Source organism: Pseudoalteromonas sp. RB2-MNA-CIBAN-0110, from assembly GCF_040309305.1.
GTDB lineage: Bacteria > Pseudomonadota > Gammaproteobacteria > Enterobacterales > Alteromonadaceae > Pseudoalteromonas > Pseudoalteromonas arctica.
In genome coordinates, this window is record NZ_JBEOOQ010000027.1 from 23,132 (window position 1) to 41,580 (window position 18,449).

Annotated in this window: 17 protein-coding genes; 12 read left to right on the plus strand and 5 right to left on the minus strand. The window is 37.7% G+C overall.

What is annotated here, in order from left to right; translation table 11 throughout:
• Positions 1–53: 53 nt before the first annotated feature.
• From AAEY68_RS13630 to AAEY68_RS13640, 3 genes are all read left to right on the plus strand, one after another.
• The gene (locus tag AAEY68_RS13630; RefSeq protein ID WP_024593984.1) at positions 54–2,756 is read left to right on the plus strand and encodes a TonB-dependent receptor domain-containing protein; all 2,703 of its coding nucleotides are present in this window, start codon (positions 54–56) and stop codon (positions 2,754–2,756) included.
• A 220-nt stretch (positions 2,757–2,976) separates the two neighbouring features.
• On the plus strand, positions 2,977–4,116 hold the full coding sequence (gene asd / locus AAEY68_RS13635; RefSeq protein ID WP_024593985.1) for an aspartate-semialdehyde dehydrogenase: 1,140 nt from the start codon (positions 2,977–2,979) through the stop codon (positions 4,114–4,116).
• 339 nt (positions 4,117–4,455) lie between these two features.
• A complete protein-coding gene (locus tag AAEY68_RS13640) occupies positions 4,456–6,345 on the plus strand; it encodes a putative bifunctional diguanylate cyclase/phosphodiesterase (RefSeq protein ID WP_305137830.1) in 1,890 nt (629 codons plus the stop codon).
• Between the two features lie 233 nt (positions 6,346–6,578).
• On the opposite strand, the gene AAEY68_RS13645 is transcribed toward AAEY68_RS13640, so the two are convergent.
• On the minus strand, positions 6,579–7,742 hold the full coding sequence (locus AAEY68_RS13645; protein WP_024593987.1) for a GGDEF domain-containing protein: 1,164 nt from the start codon (positions 7,740–7,742) through the stop codon (positions 6,579–6,581).
• A 488-nt stretch (positions 7,743–8,230) separates the two neighbouring features.
• Between AAEY68_RS13645 and AAEY68_RS13650 the strand changes: the two genes are divergently transcribed.
• Positions 8,231–9,355, plus strand: a complete 1,125-nt coding sequence (locus AAEY68_RS13650) for a DUF748 domain-containing protein (RefSeq protein WP_024593988.1) — start codon at positions 8,231–8,233, stop codon at positions 9,353–9,355.
• An 88-nt stretch (positions 9,356–9,443) separates the two neighbouring features.
• Here the strand turns inward: AAEY68_RS13650 and AAEY68_RS13655 are convergent, their stop codons facing one another.
• Positions 9,444–10,253, minus strand: coding sequence for an ion transporter (locus tag AAEY68_RS13655; protein ID WP_007583228.1), 810 nt, complete (start codon positions 10,251–10,253; stop codon positions 9,444–9,446).
• 100 nt (positions 10,254–10,353) lie between these two features.
• Between AAEY68_RS13655 and AAEY68_RS13660 the strand changes: the two genes are divergently transcribed.
• From AAEY68_RS13660 to AAEY68_RS13680, 5 genes are all read left to right on the plus strand, one after another.
• Positions 10,354–10,566, plus strand: coding sequence for a hypothetical protein (locus tag AAEY68_RS13660; RefSeq protein WP_007583226.1), 213 nt, complete (start codon positions 10,354–10,356; stop codon positions 10,564–10,566).
• Positions 10,567–10,581: 15 nt separating this feature from the next.
• Positions 10,582–10,863, plus strand: coding sequence for a hypothetical protein (locus AAEY68_RS13665; protein WP_007583225.1), 282 nt, complete (start codon positions 10,582–10,584; stop codon positions 10,861–10,863).
• Positions 10,864–10,931: 68 nt separating this feature from the next.
• Positions 10,932–11,123 (plus strand): YwbE family protein, encoded by a 192-nt coding sequence (locus AAEY68_RS13670; protein WP_007583223.1) that lies wholly within the window; start codon positions 10,932–10,934, stop codon positions 11,121–11,123.
• A complete protein-coding gene (locus tag AAEY68_RS13675; protein WP_007583221.1) occupies positions 11,123–11,641 on the plus strand; it encodes a DUF4240 domain-containing protein in 519 nt (172 codons plus the stop codon). The genes AAEY68_RS13670 and AAEY68_RS13675 overlap by 1 nt, the downstream gene beginning before the upstream one ends.
• A gap of 447 nt (positions 11,642–12,088) precedes the next feature.
• Entirely contained in the window at positions 12,089–12,550 is a 462-nt protein-coding gene (locus AAEY68_RS13680; RefSeq protein WP_024593989.1) for a hypothetical protein, read from the plus strand.
• 20 nt (positions 12,551–12,570) lie between these two features.
• Here the strand turns inward: AAEY68_RS13680 and AAEY68_RS13685 are convergent, their stop codons facing one another.
• The 3 genes from AAEY68_RS13685 to AAEY68_RS13695 form a co-directional block, all read right to left on the minus strand.
• Positions 12,571–13,830: a Y-family DNA polymerase gene (locus AAEY68_RS13685; protein WP_024593990.1), complete on the minus strand. Its 1,260-nt coding sequence runs from the start codon at positions 13,828–13,830 to the stop codon at positions 12,571–12,573.
• On the minus strand, positions 13,818–14,231 hold the full coding sequence (locus AAEY68_RS13690) for a S24 family peptidase (protein WP_010552918.1): 414 nt from the start codon (positions 14,229–14,231) through the stop codon (positions 13,818–13,820). Before AAEY68_RS13690 ends, AAEY68_RS13685 begins: the two co-directional genes overlap by 13 nt.
• Positions 14,232–14,312: 81 nt before the next feature.
• Positions 14,313–14,732, minus strand: a complete 420-nt coding sequence (locus AAEY68_RS13695) for a MarR family winged helix-turn-helix transcriptional regulator (protein ID WP_007583213.1) — start codon at positions 14,730–14,732, stop codon at positions 14,313–14,315.
• Between the two features lie 294 nt (positions 14,733–15,026).
• On the opposite strand from AAEY68_RS13695, the gene AAEY68_RS13700 reads away from it, so the two are divergent.
• The 3 genes from AAEY68_RS13700 (at position 15,027) to AAEY68_RS13710 (ending at position 18,197) form a co-directional block, all read left to right on the plus strand.
• On the plus strand, positions 15,027–15,770 hold the full coding sequence (locus AAEY68_RS13700; protein WP_024593991.1) for a siderophore-interacting protein: 744 nt from the start codon (positions 15,027–15,029) through the stop codon (positions 15,768–15,770).
• Positions 15,771–15,911: 141 nt separating this feature from the next.
• A complete protein-coding gene (locus tag AAEY68_RS13705; RefSeq protein WP_010552915.1) occupies positions 15,912–16,901 on the plus strand; it encodes an LLM class flavin-dependent oxidoreductase in 990 nt (329 codons plus the stop codon).
• Positions 16,902–17,183: 282 nt separating this feature from the next.
• Positions 17,184–18,197 carry a patatin-like phospholipase family protein gene (locus AAEY68_RS13710; RefSeq protein WP_024593992.1) on the plus strand — a complete coding sequence of 338 codons (1,014 nt, stop codon included), beginning with the start codon at positions 17,184–17,186 and terminating at the stop codon, positions 18,195–18,197.
• Positions 18,198–18,449 lie beyond the last annotated feature (252 nt).

Consider the following 18,449-nt stretch of genomic DNA (forward strand, 5'->3'; position numbering starts at 1 on the left):
TTATAGCCGAGCGAAAGCTCGGCTAATGTCTTGTTTTGTTTCGGAGTATAAAAATGAAATCTTTTAAACCCTCTACACTTGCTTTATCAAAGTTAAACTACGCTGTAATGGCTGCCTTACTTGGTTTATCAGTAAATACAGCCACGGCTGCTGAGCAGCAAGTAGAAGAGCAAGAAATAGAAGAAGTTGTTGCTGTAGGGCAACGATTAAAGGGCAGTGCGGGTGCTGTACTGCAAGAACGTCAAAACCAAGCGTTTGTTGCCGATATTATGGGTGCAGACCAAATATCACGTACTGGTGATGGCGATGCCGCCTCTGCACTTCGTCGTGTTACTGGCTTAACGTTAGTCGACGGCAAATTTATTTATGTGCGTGGTTTAGGTGAACGCTATTCTAGTACTCAGCTAAATAGCATGTATGTACCAAGTCCTGATCCTACTCGCTCAGTGGTTCCTTTGGATTTATTTCCATCTGAAATTATTGAAAGCTTGAGTGTACAAAAGTCATTTTCACCGGATATGCCAGCGCATTTTGGTGGTGGTAATGTAAATATTCGGACTAAATCAATTCCTTCTGACTTTTTATTAAAAGTACAAGTGGGTACATCGTACAATACTTCTAATAGCGATACCGGTTACTTTTACAGTGGCGGTGATGATGACTGGATGGGTCGAGATGATGGTTCACGAGCATTATCGGATGTGTTTACTACTGCGCTTACCAGTGATGCTGGTCTTGAGGGCAATATAAACACTACGTTAGCTGAGCGTAAAAACTTGATTCAATCGCTTGATTGGGATGTAGGTATTTCAGAAAAGGATGTTGACCCTGCCATGAACTTCTCTATTGCCTTAGGTGATAGATTTGAAAGTGAGGCCGGTACTTTTGGTGTGCTTGCAGCCGTATCTTACGATAACGAGTGGGAAGTAGTTCAAGAGCAAAGCGGCTCAAGCCTTGGTAGCTTAGGCTGTGAAGACAAATGTTTTGCCCAGTATTACGATGGTACATCGACTGAGCAAAATGTACGTTGGAGCGGCACATTAAATTTAGGATATGAGTTAAATTCAAACCATAAGTTTGAGCTTACTAATATTGCACTTCATGACATGAGTGACCGCGTACGTAACCGCGATTACTTTGATGCAAATGAAACCGAAGAAGGTGTCACCGAATTACGCCGAGTAGATATTACGTACGAAGAGCGCGAAATGTTTTCGACTCAGCTTAAGGGGACGCACAACTTTCCAGAGCTAAATAATTTATTTTTTGATTGGTATGGAGGTTTAAGTCGAGCAAACCGTAATGCACCAGGTGGTTTAGATGTTGTTTATCAGCAAAACTTAGTTGATGGCGTGCTTGAATCTGAACAATTACAAGATGTAGCTGCAACAAATATCACCCGTGAGTATCAAGTATTACACGACGATGTTGAAACATTTGGTTGGAATATGGGTATGCCTTTTTATGGTGACGGCTATGAGCTTGAGTTAAAAATAGGCGGCGATTTTTCAGAGAAAAAACGTGATGCAAGTAATGTGAAGTTTGGCATTACGCACCGTGGTATAAGCGACGAGTACTCGTTCGGTTCTAACGTAAGCGATATTTTTGCTGATGAAAACACGGCGAATGACGCTTTTTATGCAAGTGTAACTGGCTCAGGTATTTTTGATGACGGGACCACTGATGGTGATAAGTACAGTGCAGCGCATAAATTAGATGCTTATTATTTTATGGCCGATTACTTCTATCAAAACACTTGGCGTTTTACTGGTGGCGTTCGATGGGAAGATTTTTCGCAAGTCTCAGTCGGTTATGAAGCGCATACTAATTTCTTTGAAAATACACTACAAGAAATCCAAGATGTAGCTATTAATGAAGATAACTTTTTTCCTTCTTTAGCTGTTACGTACATCATGGATGAAGAAATGCAATTTCGCTTAAATTTAAGTGAAACAACCATTCGCCCTGATCTACGTGATGTAAGCTCTTCTTTCTTTGTTGACCCGTTAACTGAGTTTCTGGTGAGAGGGTCTCCTAGTTTACAAAGTTCTAATTTAAAAAATGTTGATTTTAGGTTTGAATGGTATATGCCATCAGGTAATAACCTTTCTGTTGCATTGTTTTATAAAGACATTGAAAACCCAATTGAAATGGTTGAGCTTGCGGGCGTAGGAGGAGCATCTCCACAGTTATTAACAGCAAATGCTCAGTCGGGTAAATTATCGGGTATTGAAGTTGATTTTTTAACTGACTTTGGCTTTATAAATAAAGATTGGTCCTCAGCATTCTTGTCAGGCAACGTTACGCTATCTGACTCAAGTGTTAATTTGGGGATTAATGATTCAGACGGTGTTGACTCACTGTTTGAAACACAGCTTAAAGAAGCCCTTGAGGCCGATACGGTATCGAATATTGTAACTAACAATGAGCGTCGTTTAGTTGGTCATTCTGAGTGGGTTGCAAACTTACAAATGGGCTATGACTCGGATGATGGATTTCATTCTACTTCACTAATTTATAATGTGTTTGGTCCTCGTATAATTGTACCAGGTACACGTGGTAATGAAGATGCCGAAGAAAAGTCGTTTCATTCAGTTGATTTAGTTTATTCTTACTTCCCTAACTTTAACTCTAAAGTTAATTTTAAGGTTAAGAATATGCTTGGCCAAGAAAAAGAAATTGAACAAGAAGGTCTTACCCTTTGGGGACAAGACACCGGCACTGAGTTTAGTTTAAGTTATAGCTATGAGTTTTAAGCTTTATTTAAAATAAAACTCAAGGAATGAAATAATAAACTTCACTATCTATTAGCTCTGTATTTTAATACAGAGCTTTTTTGTGTTTATGCTCAGTATGAAAAATATTTAAGTTCTGTTTTATTCGCTAGTTTTAGCTTTCAGCCAGTGTTAGTTTAGCGTTAATGAAAATTAAATCTCACGCAATGAATTTAATTTTTAATGTATTAAGGCATCTTTTATGAATCAAACAGTGGAACAAACAATGAAAAAAGTAGGATTAGTCGGTTGGCGTGGCATGGTTGGCTCTGTGTTATTAGAACGTATGCAGCAGCAAAGTGATTTTGCCCATATCGACACCACCTTTTTCACCACCTCACAAGCGGGTCAACTAGGCCCAGATATAGCAGGCGACGCAAAACCATTACTAGATGCAAGTGACATTAGCGAACTTGCTAAAATGGATATTATTGTTACTTGCCAAGGCGGTGACTACACCAATACGGTATATCCAAAATTACGCGAGTCGGGTTGGGATGGTTACTGGATTGATGCAGCTTCAGCACTGCGTATGAGTGAGGACAGCATAATAGTGCTAGATCCCGTAAACAAAGATGTTATTGAACAAGGCTTAGAGCAAGGCGTTAAAACCTTTGTGGGCGGTAACTGTACTGTATCGCTGATGCTACTTGCATTAGGTGGTTTATTTGAGCAAGACCTAATTGAATGGGTAAGCCCAATGACTTACCAAGCGGCGTCGGGCGCTGGTGCACGAAATATGAAAGAGCTTATTGCACAAATGGGCGCTATTCATGCAAGTGTTGCAGATAAACTAGATAACCCAAGCTCTGCTATTTTAGAAATTGATAAAATAGTAAGTGAAACAATGGCGTCAAAAGACTTACCACAAGACCAATTTGGTGTGCCATTAGCGGGCAGTTTAATCCCTTGGATTGACGTACCTATGCCAAGTGGTCAGTCTAAAGAAGAATGGAAAGCACAGGTTGAAGCGAACAAAATTTTAGGTTCTTCAAAGCAACCAGTGCCAATTGATGGTTTATGTGTACGTATTGGCGCTATGCGTTGTCATTCACAAGCGATGACCATTAAATTACGTGAAGATATTAGCGTAGAAAAAATTGAAGAAATTTTAGCGTCTCATAATGAGTGGGTTAAGGTTATTCCTAACGAGCGTGAAATTAGCGCAACAGATTTAACACCCGTTAAAGTAACAGGCACTTTAAGCATTCCTGTTGGCCGTATTCGTAAATTAGCGATGGGGCCAAAATACATCAGCGCATTTACAGTAGGCGATCAGCTTTTGTGGGGCGCGGCAGAGCCACTTCGTCGTATGCTACGCATAATTGTTGATGGTGAGTAATACCAATTCGCAATAATACTTAATTAATTTGAGGGGTTAAATCTGACGCTAACTACGTTAAATATTTCTGATATAGAGCAACTATATAACGAAATTTTTGCCTTGTTATCGACACGATTTTTCTTCCCTCAAAATAGATCACTTAATTAAGCGAATTGGTATAATATATAATCAGTATTAACAAAAGGGGTTGGCAATTTGCCAGCCCTTTTTAGTTTAATGGCTTATAAAACCGCTTAAGAGGCTAAAACAATACTTTTTTATGAATGTTCACTTTTGTTTATTATTGAACTTAAGTAAACTGTTTACATTGTGCAACAGCCTATTCAAGTAACATTAATGACCTCTCATACAAATAACTTTGCCAATAAGCGATTAGCATTTGTTAGCTCCTATTTTAGTTCTGCAATTGCTATCAACACGGTTGTTTCTTGTTTTCTTATTTTTAGCAGTATTAACCACAGCGCCTCGCAAGAAAAACTTTACTGGCTTTTTACGTTATCATTTATTTCATTACTTCGAATAGCCAGCCATGTATTTGTTAACAACACCCATGCTTTTAAATATCATCTGTATTTTATAGGTTTATTATTAACGGCTTTAACATGGGCTGCTTTCCCTATTTTGTTTTATGAAAATATGCCAATGCAGGAGAAGTTTGTATCACTCGTTGTTTTTAGCTCCCTTGCTGGTGGCGGTGTAAATGTTTTAGCTTCTGATATTCGTTCCTCCTTGTCGTATATAACCTGTTTACTGGTTCCTTTTAGTATTTTATTACTTTTACAGCCTATTGAAGATGAGAATGTACTAGGTATTTTAGGGCTCGTTTTATGGTTTATTTTGTGTTTTGTTACCGCTGTACGTTCTGCTAAAGATGTAAAGTCATCAATTAATAATGAACTTAAGTTAGATCAATTTATTGAAAACTTAGAAAACGAAGTGCAACTTCGTACCGAACAAATAATCCTTTTAGAGCAAAAAGATAATTTAACTAAATTGTTTAACAGGGGGAGCTTTGTTTCTAATGTTGAACTTGATTTAGCCAATCAAAATGATGATATTAAAGCCGTTTTATTTTTAGATATGGATGACTTTAAAATCATCAACGATAAATACGGTCACGATTTTGGTGACTTTGTTCTGGCCCAAACAGGTAAACGATTAGTTGAAACACAAACTCAGGGCGATTTTATTGCTTGTCGTTGGGGAGGGGATGAGTTTATTTTTTATTCTCGTAGTAACACCGAAGACGAACTTTTTGACTGTGTTTTTAGATTAGTTAAAACTTTAACGAAAACAGTAAGCATGGATAGCTATCAAGTAAACCCTTCTTTTAAGGTTGGGCTGTATTTTACGCGTGAAAATTTTAACCTTGAAGACGCGATTAAATACGCTGATGTTGCTATGTATGAAGGTAAGAAAAGCCGTAATGAAATATCAGTATTTGACGAGCGAATGCATGAATCGCTAAAACGAGAAGAAGTACTTCGTAGCTCAATTAAAGAGTGTGTAGAAAAAGGTGACTTTCATCTGTGTTATCAACCTATTGTTGATATAAGCACAAATGAAATAACCACGTTTGAAGTACTACTTCGTTGGCAGTTTAATGATGAATTTATTCCCCCTTCAGAATTTATAGATATTGCAGAGCGATATGGAAAAATTAATATACTTGGCGAATTTGTACTAGAGCAAGCCATTGCGAGCTTAAGTAAGCTCAATGCCGTCAACAGTAATATTGGATTGTCGATTAATGTGTCGGTGCTGCAACTAGAAAACCATAACTTTTTAGATTTTTTAGTTGCGCTTTTAAGTAGATACGCAGTTAAACCATACAATGTGCATTTAGAAATAACAGAAACAGTCATGATTAAAAATTTACCGTATTTGTCAAAAGTGATTACGGCCATAAAAAATACCGGTGTGCGTATTTCTATTGATGACTTTGGTACTGGGTTTTCTTCTATATCGGTTTTAAAAGAGCTATCAGTTGATTACATTAAAATAGATAAATCTTATATTGATAATATTTGTGAGTGCTCAAAAGACAAAAGTATTGTATCTGCGGTAACTAACATGTCGCATATGATTGGTTGCCAAGTAATAGCGGAGGGCGTAGAAAACCCCGCTCAGCTAACGTTATTACAAAGCTTACAAATTGATAAGTATCAAGGTTTTATATTCAGTAAACCAGTTAGATTTGCCGATGCGCTTAAACTTATTAGTTAGAGCGCTGGCTTTTCAGGCACAAAGTTTGTTTTATCTAGGTTCGATTTAAGCGTGCCGTGCGTTTCTGGCTCGCTGCGAGCGGTAACTTCTTTTGTGTTATTCTATTAGCTTACATTCATATGAAAATAACTTAAAACGGAGCAATCCGCCTCGTTTTTTTAATGCTATTTGCCTAAAGATGCTGCCGAAAATTCAACCTAAAAAGATAGGTAGGCCTTAGTAATAATGAACTTTTATTGACTTAATTCGCTTATATGAACTACCTGATTACGCCCTCCATTTTTAGCATGATAGAGTGCTTTATCTGCCTCATTTATTACGCTTTCAATTGCGGTTTTATTGCATTTAATATTTATTACGCCAAAACTTGCCGTAACATTAATTACTTTATCATTAAAATGAATCGGACTACTGGCGAGTGCGTTTCTTAGTTTTTCGGGGAATGCTTTAGCTGTAGGCTCGTCGTTACGTGCTATTAATAAGGTAAATTCTTCGCCACCAATTCGGCCAAACAAATCATCTGGATTTATGCAGTCTTGCATTATTTTCGCCGCTTCTACTAACACCACATCACCTCCTGCATGTCCAAACTCATCGTTTATTTTTTTAAATTTATCTATATCCCAATAAATTAAGCTTACGTACTTATAATTATTAAGTTTATCTTTTAGTTGCTCTTGGCTTTTATTATAAAACCCACGCCTATTTAAGCAGCCCGTAAGTACATCAGTCATTGCAAGATGGTTCATTTTTTCGGCTAAATCAGACGCCATTATAAATATCATAAATACGGCCATGCCGACATGAGCAGCAGGGACAGTCATAAAATTAATTAATGTATATAGCGCTATATATTCTTCATTCACTTGGCTGCCTTGCAGTAATGCTATGCTTGCTACAACAAATAAAAGTAATCCACATAGCGAATAAGTGATACTAGCGCCTATTTCAGCAGGGAGTGACTTTTGCTTATGCCTGAAAATAATAACCGCACTTAGTATCAGTAAGATCACATCGTAATACACATACAACGACATAAATAAGCCAACATGCACATTTATGGCTGTAAAATAATAAACAGCAGCAAGAGTTACTATTGCCGAGATGATTAAATAGCGAATTTTTATACTCGAATTTACCCTAATGCAATGCCCCCATGTACCAAGTAGCACAGAGCCTACTGAGAAGCTGCTTCCTAACATCCAATATAGTGTGTGAGAGTCAAATAATGGTTCTGCTAATATTGTTGCCCATTGGCATGCAGAGAGTGCGAATGCGATTGTCCAAAGCATGGCATATTGCTTTTTACCTAACGTAAACCACGACATTAAAAATATGACAGACCAAATAACACTGGTTAAAAAGAGGGTAACTAATATATAAATAACAGGGTTCATGTATTTTTATTCTTGTTTGCGTTAATTTTACTTTAGTAGATGAAAGCGGTTTATTCGAATCAATGCAGGTTATTAGTTGGCAAAACTATAGATAGATAAGCATGGCAATCACTTCATTAAGCGGTGTATTTGAATAGTGGTATATCCTTTGCTGTAGTGATTGTAGTTTAGAGTTTTAAGCTTATATGGCTTTGCTCTATTTGTAATTTTATACCTAACAGGTACTTAAGTTACAATTATTAGTAATTTTTACACGTTTATTTATGTACTTAATTAAAAAGTTTAACTAATTAGAGCCTGTTTATCTTTCGAGGTTAAATGTGCAGCCGTACGTTTGGTTTTTAGGCAAGGTTGAGTCTATGTTGTGTGGTTGTTCTTCATAAATAGGCGATAACGCAGCATTAATGCCAAACATACGCAGCCCTACATAGAACAGAGTTTAATCCTTAAAGGTCAATAGGCCCTCGTTTTTAGCAAAGGAAATTACAATGCATTTTTCATCTACAACATTTCACACCAAATATTTTAAAGGTGTAATAGCGCTGATTGTATTGCTTATACTAATGCGAATAGCCGCGCCTTATGTAGTTCAATACTACGTAAATTATCAGTTAAAACATACGCAAGGTGTTACGGGGCATGTTGGTGATGTAGATTTGTTTTTATATCGCGGTGCCTACGCGATTGACGAGGTGGAAATTTACGCTGTCGATGCAACTTCAGCTCCGAAGCCTTTACTGAGTATTCAAACTCTTGATTTTTCACTCGCGTGGTCAGCCCTTTTAAAGGGCAATTTAGTAACAAACATGGCCTTTACGCGTCCTGAAATAGTTATTTACGATAAAGACCCCAATGCTTCTGAGCAAAATAAACAAGTAAAAGACGAAACTACCTGGGTAGGGCTCGCCAATAACTTAGTACTGTTTTCTATTGATACCTTAACAATTGAGCAAGGAAAGTTAACCTTAGTTAACTCAACCAATAGCGGTGAAAAACCCACTTTTATATCAAATATTAACGCCAAAATTGAAAATATTACGAATGCGCAAAACTTATCAAAAACACTTGTAACAACTTTAAATGTTGAAGGAGCATTAATGGGCGAGGCTGCATTAAAGCTTAATGGCAAATTAGACCCTTTTAGCAAGCAAGCTAATTTTGATTTTAATGCAGAGGTACAGCGCTTTTCAGTTAAAAATTTAGACACTGTATTTAAAGTGTATACACCGTTTGATATTGAAGCGGGAGGCATTGATGGTGCTATGGAACTTGTGGCTAAAGATAATAACTTAAATGGTTATGTAAAAGCGGGCGTTCAAAACTTGCGTGTTTTTTCGTGGCGCGAAGATATAGAAAAAGATGATGACGGTATCTTTACTGCTATATTTGAAGGCAGTGTAGATTTACTGGGCTCTATCCTCGAAAACGATGAGTCTAAACTTGTTGCTGCACGCATTCCTATAGAAGGGCAATTAGACAATGCGGATGTTTCGACTTTCCAAGCTGTGATTTCGGTTTTAAAAAATGCTTTTTTTGATGCGTTTAAGATGAAAGTAGATAACGTCATTTCTTTTGAAGATACGGATAACAAACCTGATAACAATGGGAATTAAAGCACTTTGGGAATGCATGTTTGAGTTGAATGCCTAAGCTGCACCCACTTTTTAAACTTTAAGTGGGTGCTTTAATACTCTTATCAGATTAGTTTTTGCGGTTACTCAATAGCTCTTTAAGCTCAGCAATTTGGGATTGTAGTTCGTTTACTTGCCCTTGCGTTGCAGGTAATGAGCTGTCGTCTGCGAGCTCTTCTCGTGCTTTGCGGTGCTCCTCACTCATAACTTCTAAAATGGCACCTACCATCATGTTTAAAAATACAAATGCGGTTAAAAATATAAACGTAAGGTAATAAATCCAGCTTAATTCATACACCGCCATTGTTTCGTACATTATGTCGGTCCAATCTTCAAATGTTGCCACCCTAAACAAGGTAAGCATTGAGATTGAGACGTCTTGCCAAAGTACGGGGTTTATTTCAGCAAACATCATGCTGCCCATTGCAGCGTATATATAAAAAATAACAAACATTAATAGGGCTATATAACCCATTTGCGGAATGGCTTTAAGCAATGAGTTAACTAATAAGCGCAGCTCAGGGATCATCGATACCAATCGCAGTACTCTAAATATGCGCAGTAAACGAGCAATTAACATAGTAGAACCAGCAGCAGGATATAAACTGCCCAATACTATGATGGTGTCGAATATATTCCATCCTTTAGAAAAAAAGTGTTTTATGCCTTTACTTGCAATAAAGCGGATTACTAGTTCAATTAAAAAGAATGCGGTAATGCCAACGTCCATCCAATTTAGAGCAAGCTCTACGGTAGGATGTAGTGAGTAAGTGTGCGCACCGACTGTCAGGGCAGAAACAATAATTACAGCTATAACAAATGATTGAAATATCTTGCTTTTGTCTATACGCTGAAACAACTTTTGTAACTGCGACATCATAGAAATAGATCCTTTGGAGATTAAGATTTTATGGCGCTAATATACAATAATATTGTAATAATTTAACGCTTTTTCGATATAGAAAGTGTAAGGAAATTTAATGTTTATCAATAAACTAAAAAGTAGCGCATTACTTATTGTTGGATTATGTGTTTTAGCTGGTTGTAGCTCTGACGCGCGTTTTCATGAAGTTCAATCGGCGCGCCTTGATGAATGTAACTATAAAGCCGACAAAGAATATTACGAATGCCTAGATAAACAAGACTCTAACTACGAAGAGTTTAAAAAACAGCAACAAGCAGAAACTAAATAAGTAACCTTTATATTTATGACTAAAACTCAAAAGCAGCGCGATAAGCACATTCGACTAGCACTTACTAATGCATGCGAGGCAATAAAAGAAAGCGTAATTGGTTTTGATTATCTAACGCATACCATTGATTTAAATAACGAGGCCAATACGTTAAAAGTACAGTGTTATTTTAATGATGATATAGCCCTTGAAAGTGCAAAACCGCAACTTAACGAATTAACAAATATAATACTCAAAGAGCTTACGAGTATTAAGTTGAACGCAAAACCAGCACATATTTCATTTTCCGCCAATTAACAGAGCTTTTGTTGGTTTGATAGCACATGGACGTTATAATTAGATAAATTATTTTTAGGGTTTAAATTATGGCTGTTCCTACGCGTTCGCAAATTTCACCAGGTACCACAGTAAATATTGTATTAAAAGAAGATCAACGCAGCGGCACATTAACTGAGGGTGTTGTTGAGCGCCTTTTAACAAAATCACCAAATCACCCACACGGCATTAAAGTACGTTTAGAAGATGGTCAAGTTGGCCGAGTAAAAGAGATTTTATAATGGCAGCGTTAACAGAACAGGCTTTTTGGGAATTAGTAACAACGCCTGATTTAGGGCTCGATCCGCAAAGTGTGAGCGATAACCTAAAAACTAAACTTAATGATTTAAGCGATCAACACCTTATTGATTTTGATAAGCATTTTGGCATACATATGCGCAAGTGTTTTACCTGGGATTTATTTGGTGCCGCTTTTGTGATGGCTGGATGTAACGACGATTACGGCTTTAGCGAATTTAGATGTTGGCTAATTTCGCGCGGTAAAACAGTATTCGAAAACGCCTTAGAAAATGCTGATTCTATAGCGCAGTGTACACCTGTTTATTACTTAAACGAGCAGCCTTATCCGTACATTGATGAGTATGACTTAATAGCCGGTTTATTATTTGAAGAACGTAACGAAGACGAATTGCCGTTTATCCCTTCTGGCAGTGATGAGCCCAAAGGTAAACGTTTTAAAGACAAACCTAAGTTTTTAAAGCAAAGCTACCCTTTATTATTTGCAAAGTACTGGCAATAAAATAAATACCAATTCGTATAACTAGTTAAATAATCTAATGAGTTCAATTGACCCTTACAATTAGGCGCATTGGTATAAATCGTTTTGTTGTTTAAGTACGTATTAAATAAAGTGCTTAACAACAAAATGGTTTGTAATGAGTATCTAGGGCATGTTTACCTTTGGTGTTTGAATTTGTTCAATCCAAGAAGGATTAAATCGCGGCGCGAGATTTGTAACCTAGTGGGCTCGACAACTGCTCCTGCATTATTCTAATGGCTTACATCCATGTAAGAATAATAAAAACCGAGCAAAGCTTCCGCGTCCTACTCACGCGCTCGCTCCTGTAATACGACTTCTCTCCTTTTATAGTAAATCTCTGTTATAGTTGTTAAAAGTTATAAAAGCTAAGTGATTAGGCATTTTGCTATTATTTAACACGCTGACTCACGAGGATACACCCACGAAATGAAATATTTAACACTCGCTTTATTAACTGTCGCTTTTACAAGTGCAAATGCTTTTTCTGAGCCGAGTAATAAAACACGATTTATACCGTTTTTAAAGTCAAAATTGGGGACATACGAAGTTGTGTCGACCAATTCAGGGTTATGCGTTAATAGCGATTTGAGTTTGACAGACGAAAGTGATTTAAGTGCAGGTTTTAAACTTGGAGAACAAATTGTATTTGGATCGCTCCATAATGGTACTCGCACTATTAAAAAACCAAACTTTTGTTTTATAACCAGTACGCTTAAATATAAAAGTGATGGCCTTGAAAACGGTTTAAGAATGAGCCGTTGTGAAAACCCTGCAAACGAAAAAACAATCAGTCAAAGTATCAAATTCTTAGCTGATAACACACTAAAATACACATTAAGCGAACCTAGTGTAGAGTGCACATTTAAAAAAGCAGACGAGATCAAGTAAATCATTTAGTAAGTAGTAAATCATTCGCAGTATATTTTAGGGATATCGCGCCAACGCGTAGTGTACTGCGGCGATAAAAAATCACGGTTCATGTGCCATCGGTCATTTAATTTACTGCTTGCAAGGCTGAGCATCCCTTTTCCGTATCGATTATTGATTGTATCTAGGCATTGCATAAGCTTTGGATTATCAGGGCTCTTATTAAATAAGTCATTTTGCTGAAACTGTTCTGATATTAGCTCTACCGCGCCCACATCACACTTATAAAATCGGATCCCCGGTTGGTAAATATTATTAAATACCTCAGATACAGCATTAGCCATCACGCAGGTGTCGTTAGTAGGTGAGGGGAACTTATACACAAACGACTTTTTATAATATCTGTTTTCGTGCGCACCACTGGCTGCAAAAATATAAAGCTGGTGAGTAAGCGAGCGTTGCGCTCTTAGTTTATTAGCCACTGTGGTTACATGGTTAATTAGCGCTGTTTTAAGGGCGGTTGGCTCGCATATGCGCTCTCCAAAACTACGGGTCGAATAAATCTCCCGCTTGTCTTGTCGTACATCATCCCAGTTTAAACATGTTATCCCGTTAAGTTCGCTTACTGTACGTTCAACAACCACACTAAATGCACGGCGCATTGCTTTAGGGTTTTGCTGAGCAAGGTCCCAAGCGGTGTGTATATTCATTATTTTAAGCTTTTTAGCTAGTCGCCGGCCTATTCCCCAGACATCTTCGCAGCTCATTCTTTGTAAAATAGCTTGGCGAGTTTGCTCGCTATTTATTACTGCAACACCATTAAAACCACTGAGCTTTTTAGCGGCGTGGTTAGCGGCTTTTGCTAAAGTAGGGGTCGGGCCAAAACCAACACCTACAGGAAGCTTTGTTTCGCGCCATACTGTGCGCCTTATTGTATGGCCGTATTCATGCCAGTCTTTAATTAACGATGTGTAGCCATTAAAGTGCAAAAACGATTCATCAATACTGTATATGTGCTGTGTATCGCAAAAGCGGCCAATAATATTCATCATCTTGTCGCTTAAATCAGCATAAAGCTCGTAATTGCTAGAGCGAATAACAACGTTGTTTTGCTCAAGTAAATGCTTAACTTTAAAGTACGGGCCAAATTTAGGAATATTTAAGCGCCGAGCAATAGGACAAATAGCGCATACACAGCCATCGTTATTGGTAAGTACAACCACGGGTTTGGAGCGAATAGCAGGGTCGAATACTTTTTCGGCACTGGCATAAAATGACACAGCATCAACTAAGGCATACATTTTAGTAACTCTGGGCTTTGCCTGTGCATTCTTATTGATAGCGTTACTACGCCTTCTAGCTGAAATTCGTCTGCAGAGGTTAGTTGTACAGGCTTATGTAAAGAAGAAGCTGAAAGCAGCCGTGCATTGGTTTTATCAAGTAGTTTGCATACAAAAAGACCATTTAAGTTAGCAACAATAACGTCACCATTTTCTGCAGGCTCTGCACGGTCGATAACTAATAAGTCCCCTTCAAAAATTCCGACTTCTTGCATAGAGTTACCCGATGCAATACCAATAAACGTAGCATCTGGATGCTTTATTAAAAGCTCATCAAGGGTTACACCTAGCTCGGTGTACTGCGCTGCGGGGGATTCAAAACCACACACGCCTGCTTCTATATAAATGGGAATGACAAACATAACACAACCTAAAACGTATATACTGTATAAGTGTACAGTATATGCGTTTTGTGTAAGTTATGCCAAGAAATGTATGGCTGATCAATCCATGTTTTTGATCATTTGTTGTGCGGTATCTAAAAAGTCTTTGATTTGTTGAGGGTTTAAGTTTTTACACATTTGATTATTTATTTTCTGCTCTGAGGCTAATAACTTATCAAAAAGAACTTTACCTTGCTCTGTGAGCGACAAAATAAAGCAGCGTTTATCGTGCTCACTCGCCTGTTTATTAATTAAATTTAAGCCAATAAGATCTTTAATTAAACGTGCTATTTGCGCTTTGTCGCGCTGTGTTTTAGTAACTATATCGTTAGCCGTACAGTTATTTACGTTCGCGATAATATGTATGCAGCGTACGTGCATAGCATTAATACCAAGTTCGCCTGCGTTAATTGCTTCACGAATTGTGACACGGTAATTTTGCATTAGTTCAAACAGCGTATTTGATAAAGGTGTATTCATAGAATTCTCAATATAGTTGACAAAGTCAATTAATTTGCTATAGTTGATTTTATCAACCAATGGGGCGTTGTGCAATACCTGCTTTTTATAGCAGCCAATTATTATACCAATCTGCTTATATATGGGGTCTATTTAACGTTAAGAAAATTACGCTAGAACTAGGCTAAAATTTTTGTATCTAGTTGTTCTAAATAAAAATTTTTAACAACGTTATAGTGCAATTTAATTCGTTAAATTGATCAAAGATTTATGCAGGTGGTATTAAAGTCTAAGTTTTGTAAAACGAGGTAATACATGAGTAAACAAGTTCGCAAAGCCAACGTATTAAGTACACAGCAAATCACACCCCACCTACAGCGTATTGTTGTAGGCTCTGATGATTTTAAAGACTTAACCTCACAGTACATTGGTAACTATGTAAAAGTACTGTTCCCAAAAAATGGTGAAGTAGATTTTAACTTAAAAACAGCCTGTATACGGTCATATACAATAAGGCATGTAGATGCACAAACAGGGGCGCTAACGCTTGATTTTGTTATAAATATGCACCAAGGTCCGGCAACTAACTGGGCTAAAATTGCAAAAGTAGGCGACGAGCTAGGTATTGCAGGACCAGGCCCTAAAAAGCTAGATAATTATGAGCATTCGCATTATGTATTACTAGGCGATTTAACATCGGTAAATGCAATAAAAGGGTATGCGCAGCAATTACCTTTAACTTCAAAAATTGATGCTTTTGTACATGTACCCACCGAAAAAGACATTATTGATTTAGAAACAAGCCGCGATGTTAATTGGCTTGTTACCGACAACGCTGACGAAGCGCTACTTAGCGCGCTTCAAAATTTGCACATTACAGCAGAGCCTCCCATTGTATTTATGGCATTGGAAGCTGGGCTTGTACGTAGGGCAAAAACACTGCTAACAGAGCAATTTAATATACCGCGCAGTAATATTGTTTCCTCAGGTTATTGGAAAAAAGGCGTAGACTCAGAAGGCTATAAAAAGCAGCGCCAACGTGATGCACAGCTTGCCTGAATACCTTAGAGCAAAATAACATATACCTATTTTGCTTTAATACCTCTGCGTAACTTGAATTGACCTAATAGCAGACCCATTTAAGTGTTTTATGCTAATGATGTAATCCATTATTAGCATGCATTTTTAGGAGCTGCTATTTTGTTAAATTCCATTCCTTTTTCGTTATTAGAACTTGCCCCCATGATCAAAGGGGACAGCGTTACTAACACTCTTCATAAAAGTACTAAATACGCCCAACGTGCAGATGAACTTGGCTTTAACCGTTTTTGGCTTGCTGAGCATCATAATATGCCAGGAATAATTTGTGCTGCCACTTCTATTTTGGTTGGACACATTGCAGGTAATACCAAAAAGATACGCGTTGGATCGGGCGGTATTATGCTGCCAAACCACTCCCCATTAGTTGTTGCTGAACAATTTGGTACGTTAGAGAGCTTATATCCAGGGCGAATAGATTTAGGACTAGGGCGTGCCCCCGGCAGTGACCAAGTAACGAGTCGTGCACTAAACAACGATATGAGCCGCGCTGAAAACTTCCCGGGTGAGGTAACTGAGCTGCAAACATTGTTAGGTCCTTACAATGGGACGCATCCTATACGTGCTATACCGGGGGAGAACACAAACGTTCCTATTTGGTTATTAGGCTCGAGTTTATTTAGCGCGCAGCTAGCGGCGCAAAAAGGGCTACCGTATGTATTTGCAGGACATTTTGCACCGCGCTTCGTGCACGATGCAATAGCGTTGTATAAGCGCGAATTTAAGGCATCAAGCGTACTTGATAAGCCATACGTAATGCTTGCACTGCCTTTAGTGGCAGCAGACACCGACGATGAAGCGCAATACTTGTCGACTACTTCTAAACAACGTGTGCTCGAACTCATACGTGGTAACGAGCTGTGGCTAAAACCACCTGTTGAAAGTATGGACGGGTTGTGGAGCGAACAAGAACGCGCTCATGTAGAGAACTTTTTAAGTCTAAGCGTAGTAGGCGGACATGTAAGTATTAAACACAAGTTAGAGATGATAGCGAAACAGCTAGAAGTTGATGAGTTTATATTTACCAATGATGTATTCGATAGTGAAAAACGCCACCGTGCACTCGAAATTTTAATGGAAATAAAACACTAAAATATAGTTAGTTAAGCAAGCGTACACTCTGGGCTTGTTAACATACAGACATCATCAAAAGTTAAACTTTTTTAACTCATTTTATTAACTTTAAGTGATGTCTGTATTTGTTATTTAAATATTCAAAGTAAATTTGATTGCTATTTTTAGTATATATTTTGCTTTATATATCGTTCTGTTTTTTCAATCGAACTGATTTAAATAATCAATTTTAAGATATCACTTTTATTTTTTATAATGTATGTATTAAACCAAACATCATTAAATAAAGGTAGGTTCACCGTGAAGTCTCTAAATAGCGCAACAGCTAATTCAGTTAACAAAACAGCGCAACCAAAAGTTGCACTGATTGCTGAAGGTGGCGGGCAGCGAGGGATCTTCACAGCTGGCGTACTTGATGCGTGGTTAGAGCAAGAATATGACCCATTCGATTTATTCATTGGCACCTCTGCAGGTTCGCAAAACTTAACTAGTTACTTAGCGCGTCAAAAAGGCTATGCCAAACGCCTAATTAGAGGGCTTTCGCGTAACAAACGTTTTTTTCAGCTTGGTCGCGGATTAGTGGGTAAACACATAGTTGATTTAGATTGGTACTTTGACAAAACCACTGAGGTAAAAAGAGCCATAGATTTTAAAACAGCTAAAACGAGTTTAGGCGCGCGTGAGCTACTTATAACAGCCACTAATGCACGAGACAGAAAAGCATATTACTTATCGCCAACAGGTGAGAGTGGGCAATGGCGTGATTTGTTAAAGGCTTCCAGCGCACTCCCGTTTTTATACAAACAAGGTGTAAAGTTAACACCTTGGTTAAACGCAAAAGCAGCTAACGAAATACACCTTGCTGAAGAGCAAGTACAGAGCGATTTTTATCTAGACGGCGGTTTAGCCGCTCCATTACCAGTGCGTGAAGCTTACAACCGAGGCGCTCGTAAAATTGTGGTAATAAGAACGGTTGACGCTAATTTTCAAGCGCAATCTGCATGGGTACAAAAGCTAAGAGCATTTGCTATAGCATCAGGCTATTGTCCAAAAACATTGGACTACTTAATACAGCATGAGAAAGCGTATTTAGATGAGCTTGAGTTTATTGCAAACCCACCAAGTGATGTAGAAATAATACAAATTTTTGCAGACGAAAAACTGCATAGCAAATTATTAGGTAGTTCAAATAACGATTTACGTTTTGATCATAAATTAGGCTTAGATGCCGGTCGCTCATACTTAGCAATGCAAAATTTACAGATTAACAGCAACAACCATTACAGTGCACCTACACAATACAGCTATAACTAATTAAATATAATTACAAAAAAGCGCATAACTTTATGCGCTATTTTTTTGCCATTCTTAATCCTCATTACGCCTCATATAAACCTTACTGCATCAAAATAAAAAACTATTGCATCTTGCACGCATACGCAAAACAAAATACTGAATATTAAAAAGATATTATTGATTTTTTAACTAATCAATATAAAGTGTAAGTGTGATTTGTTATTCACATTTATAGAAATAAAATTCAGTGTTAAATGTACTTACTTACAG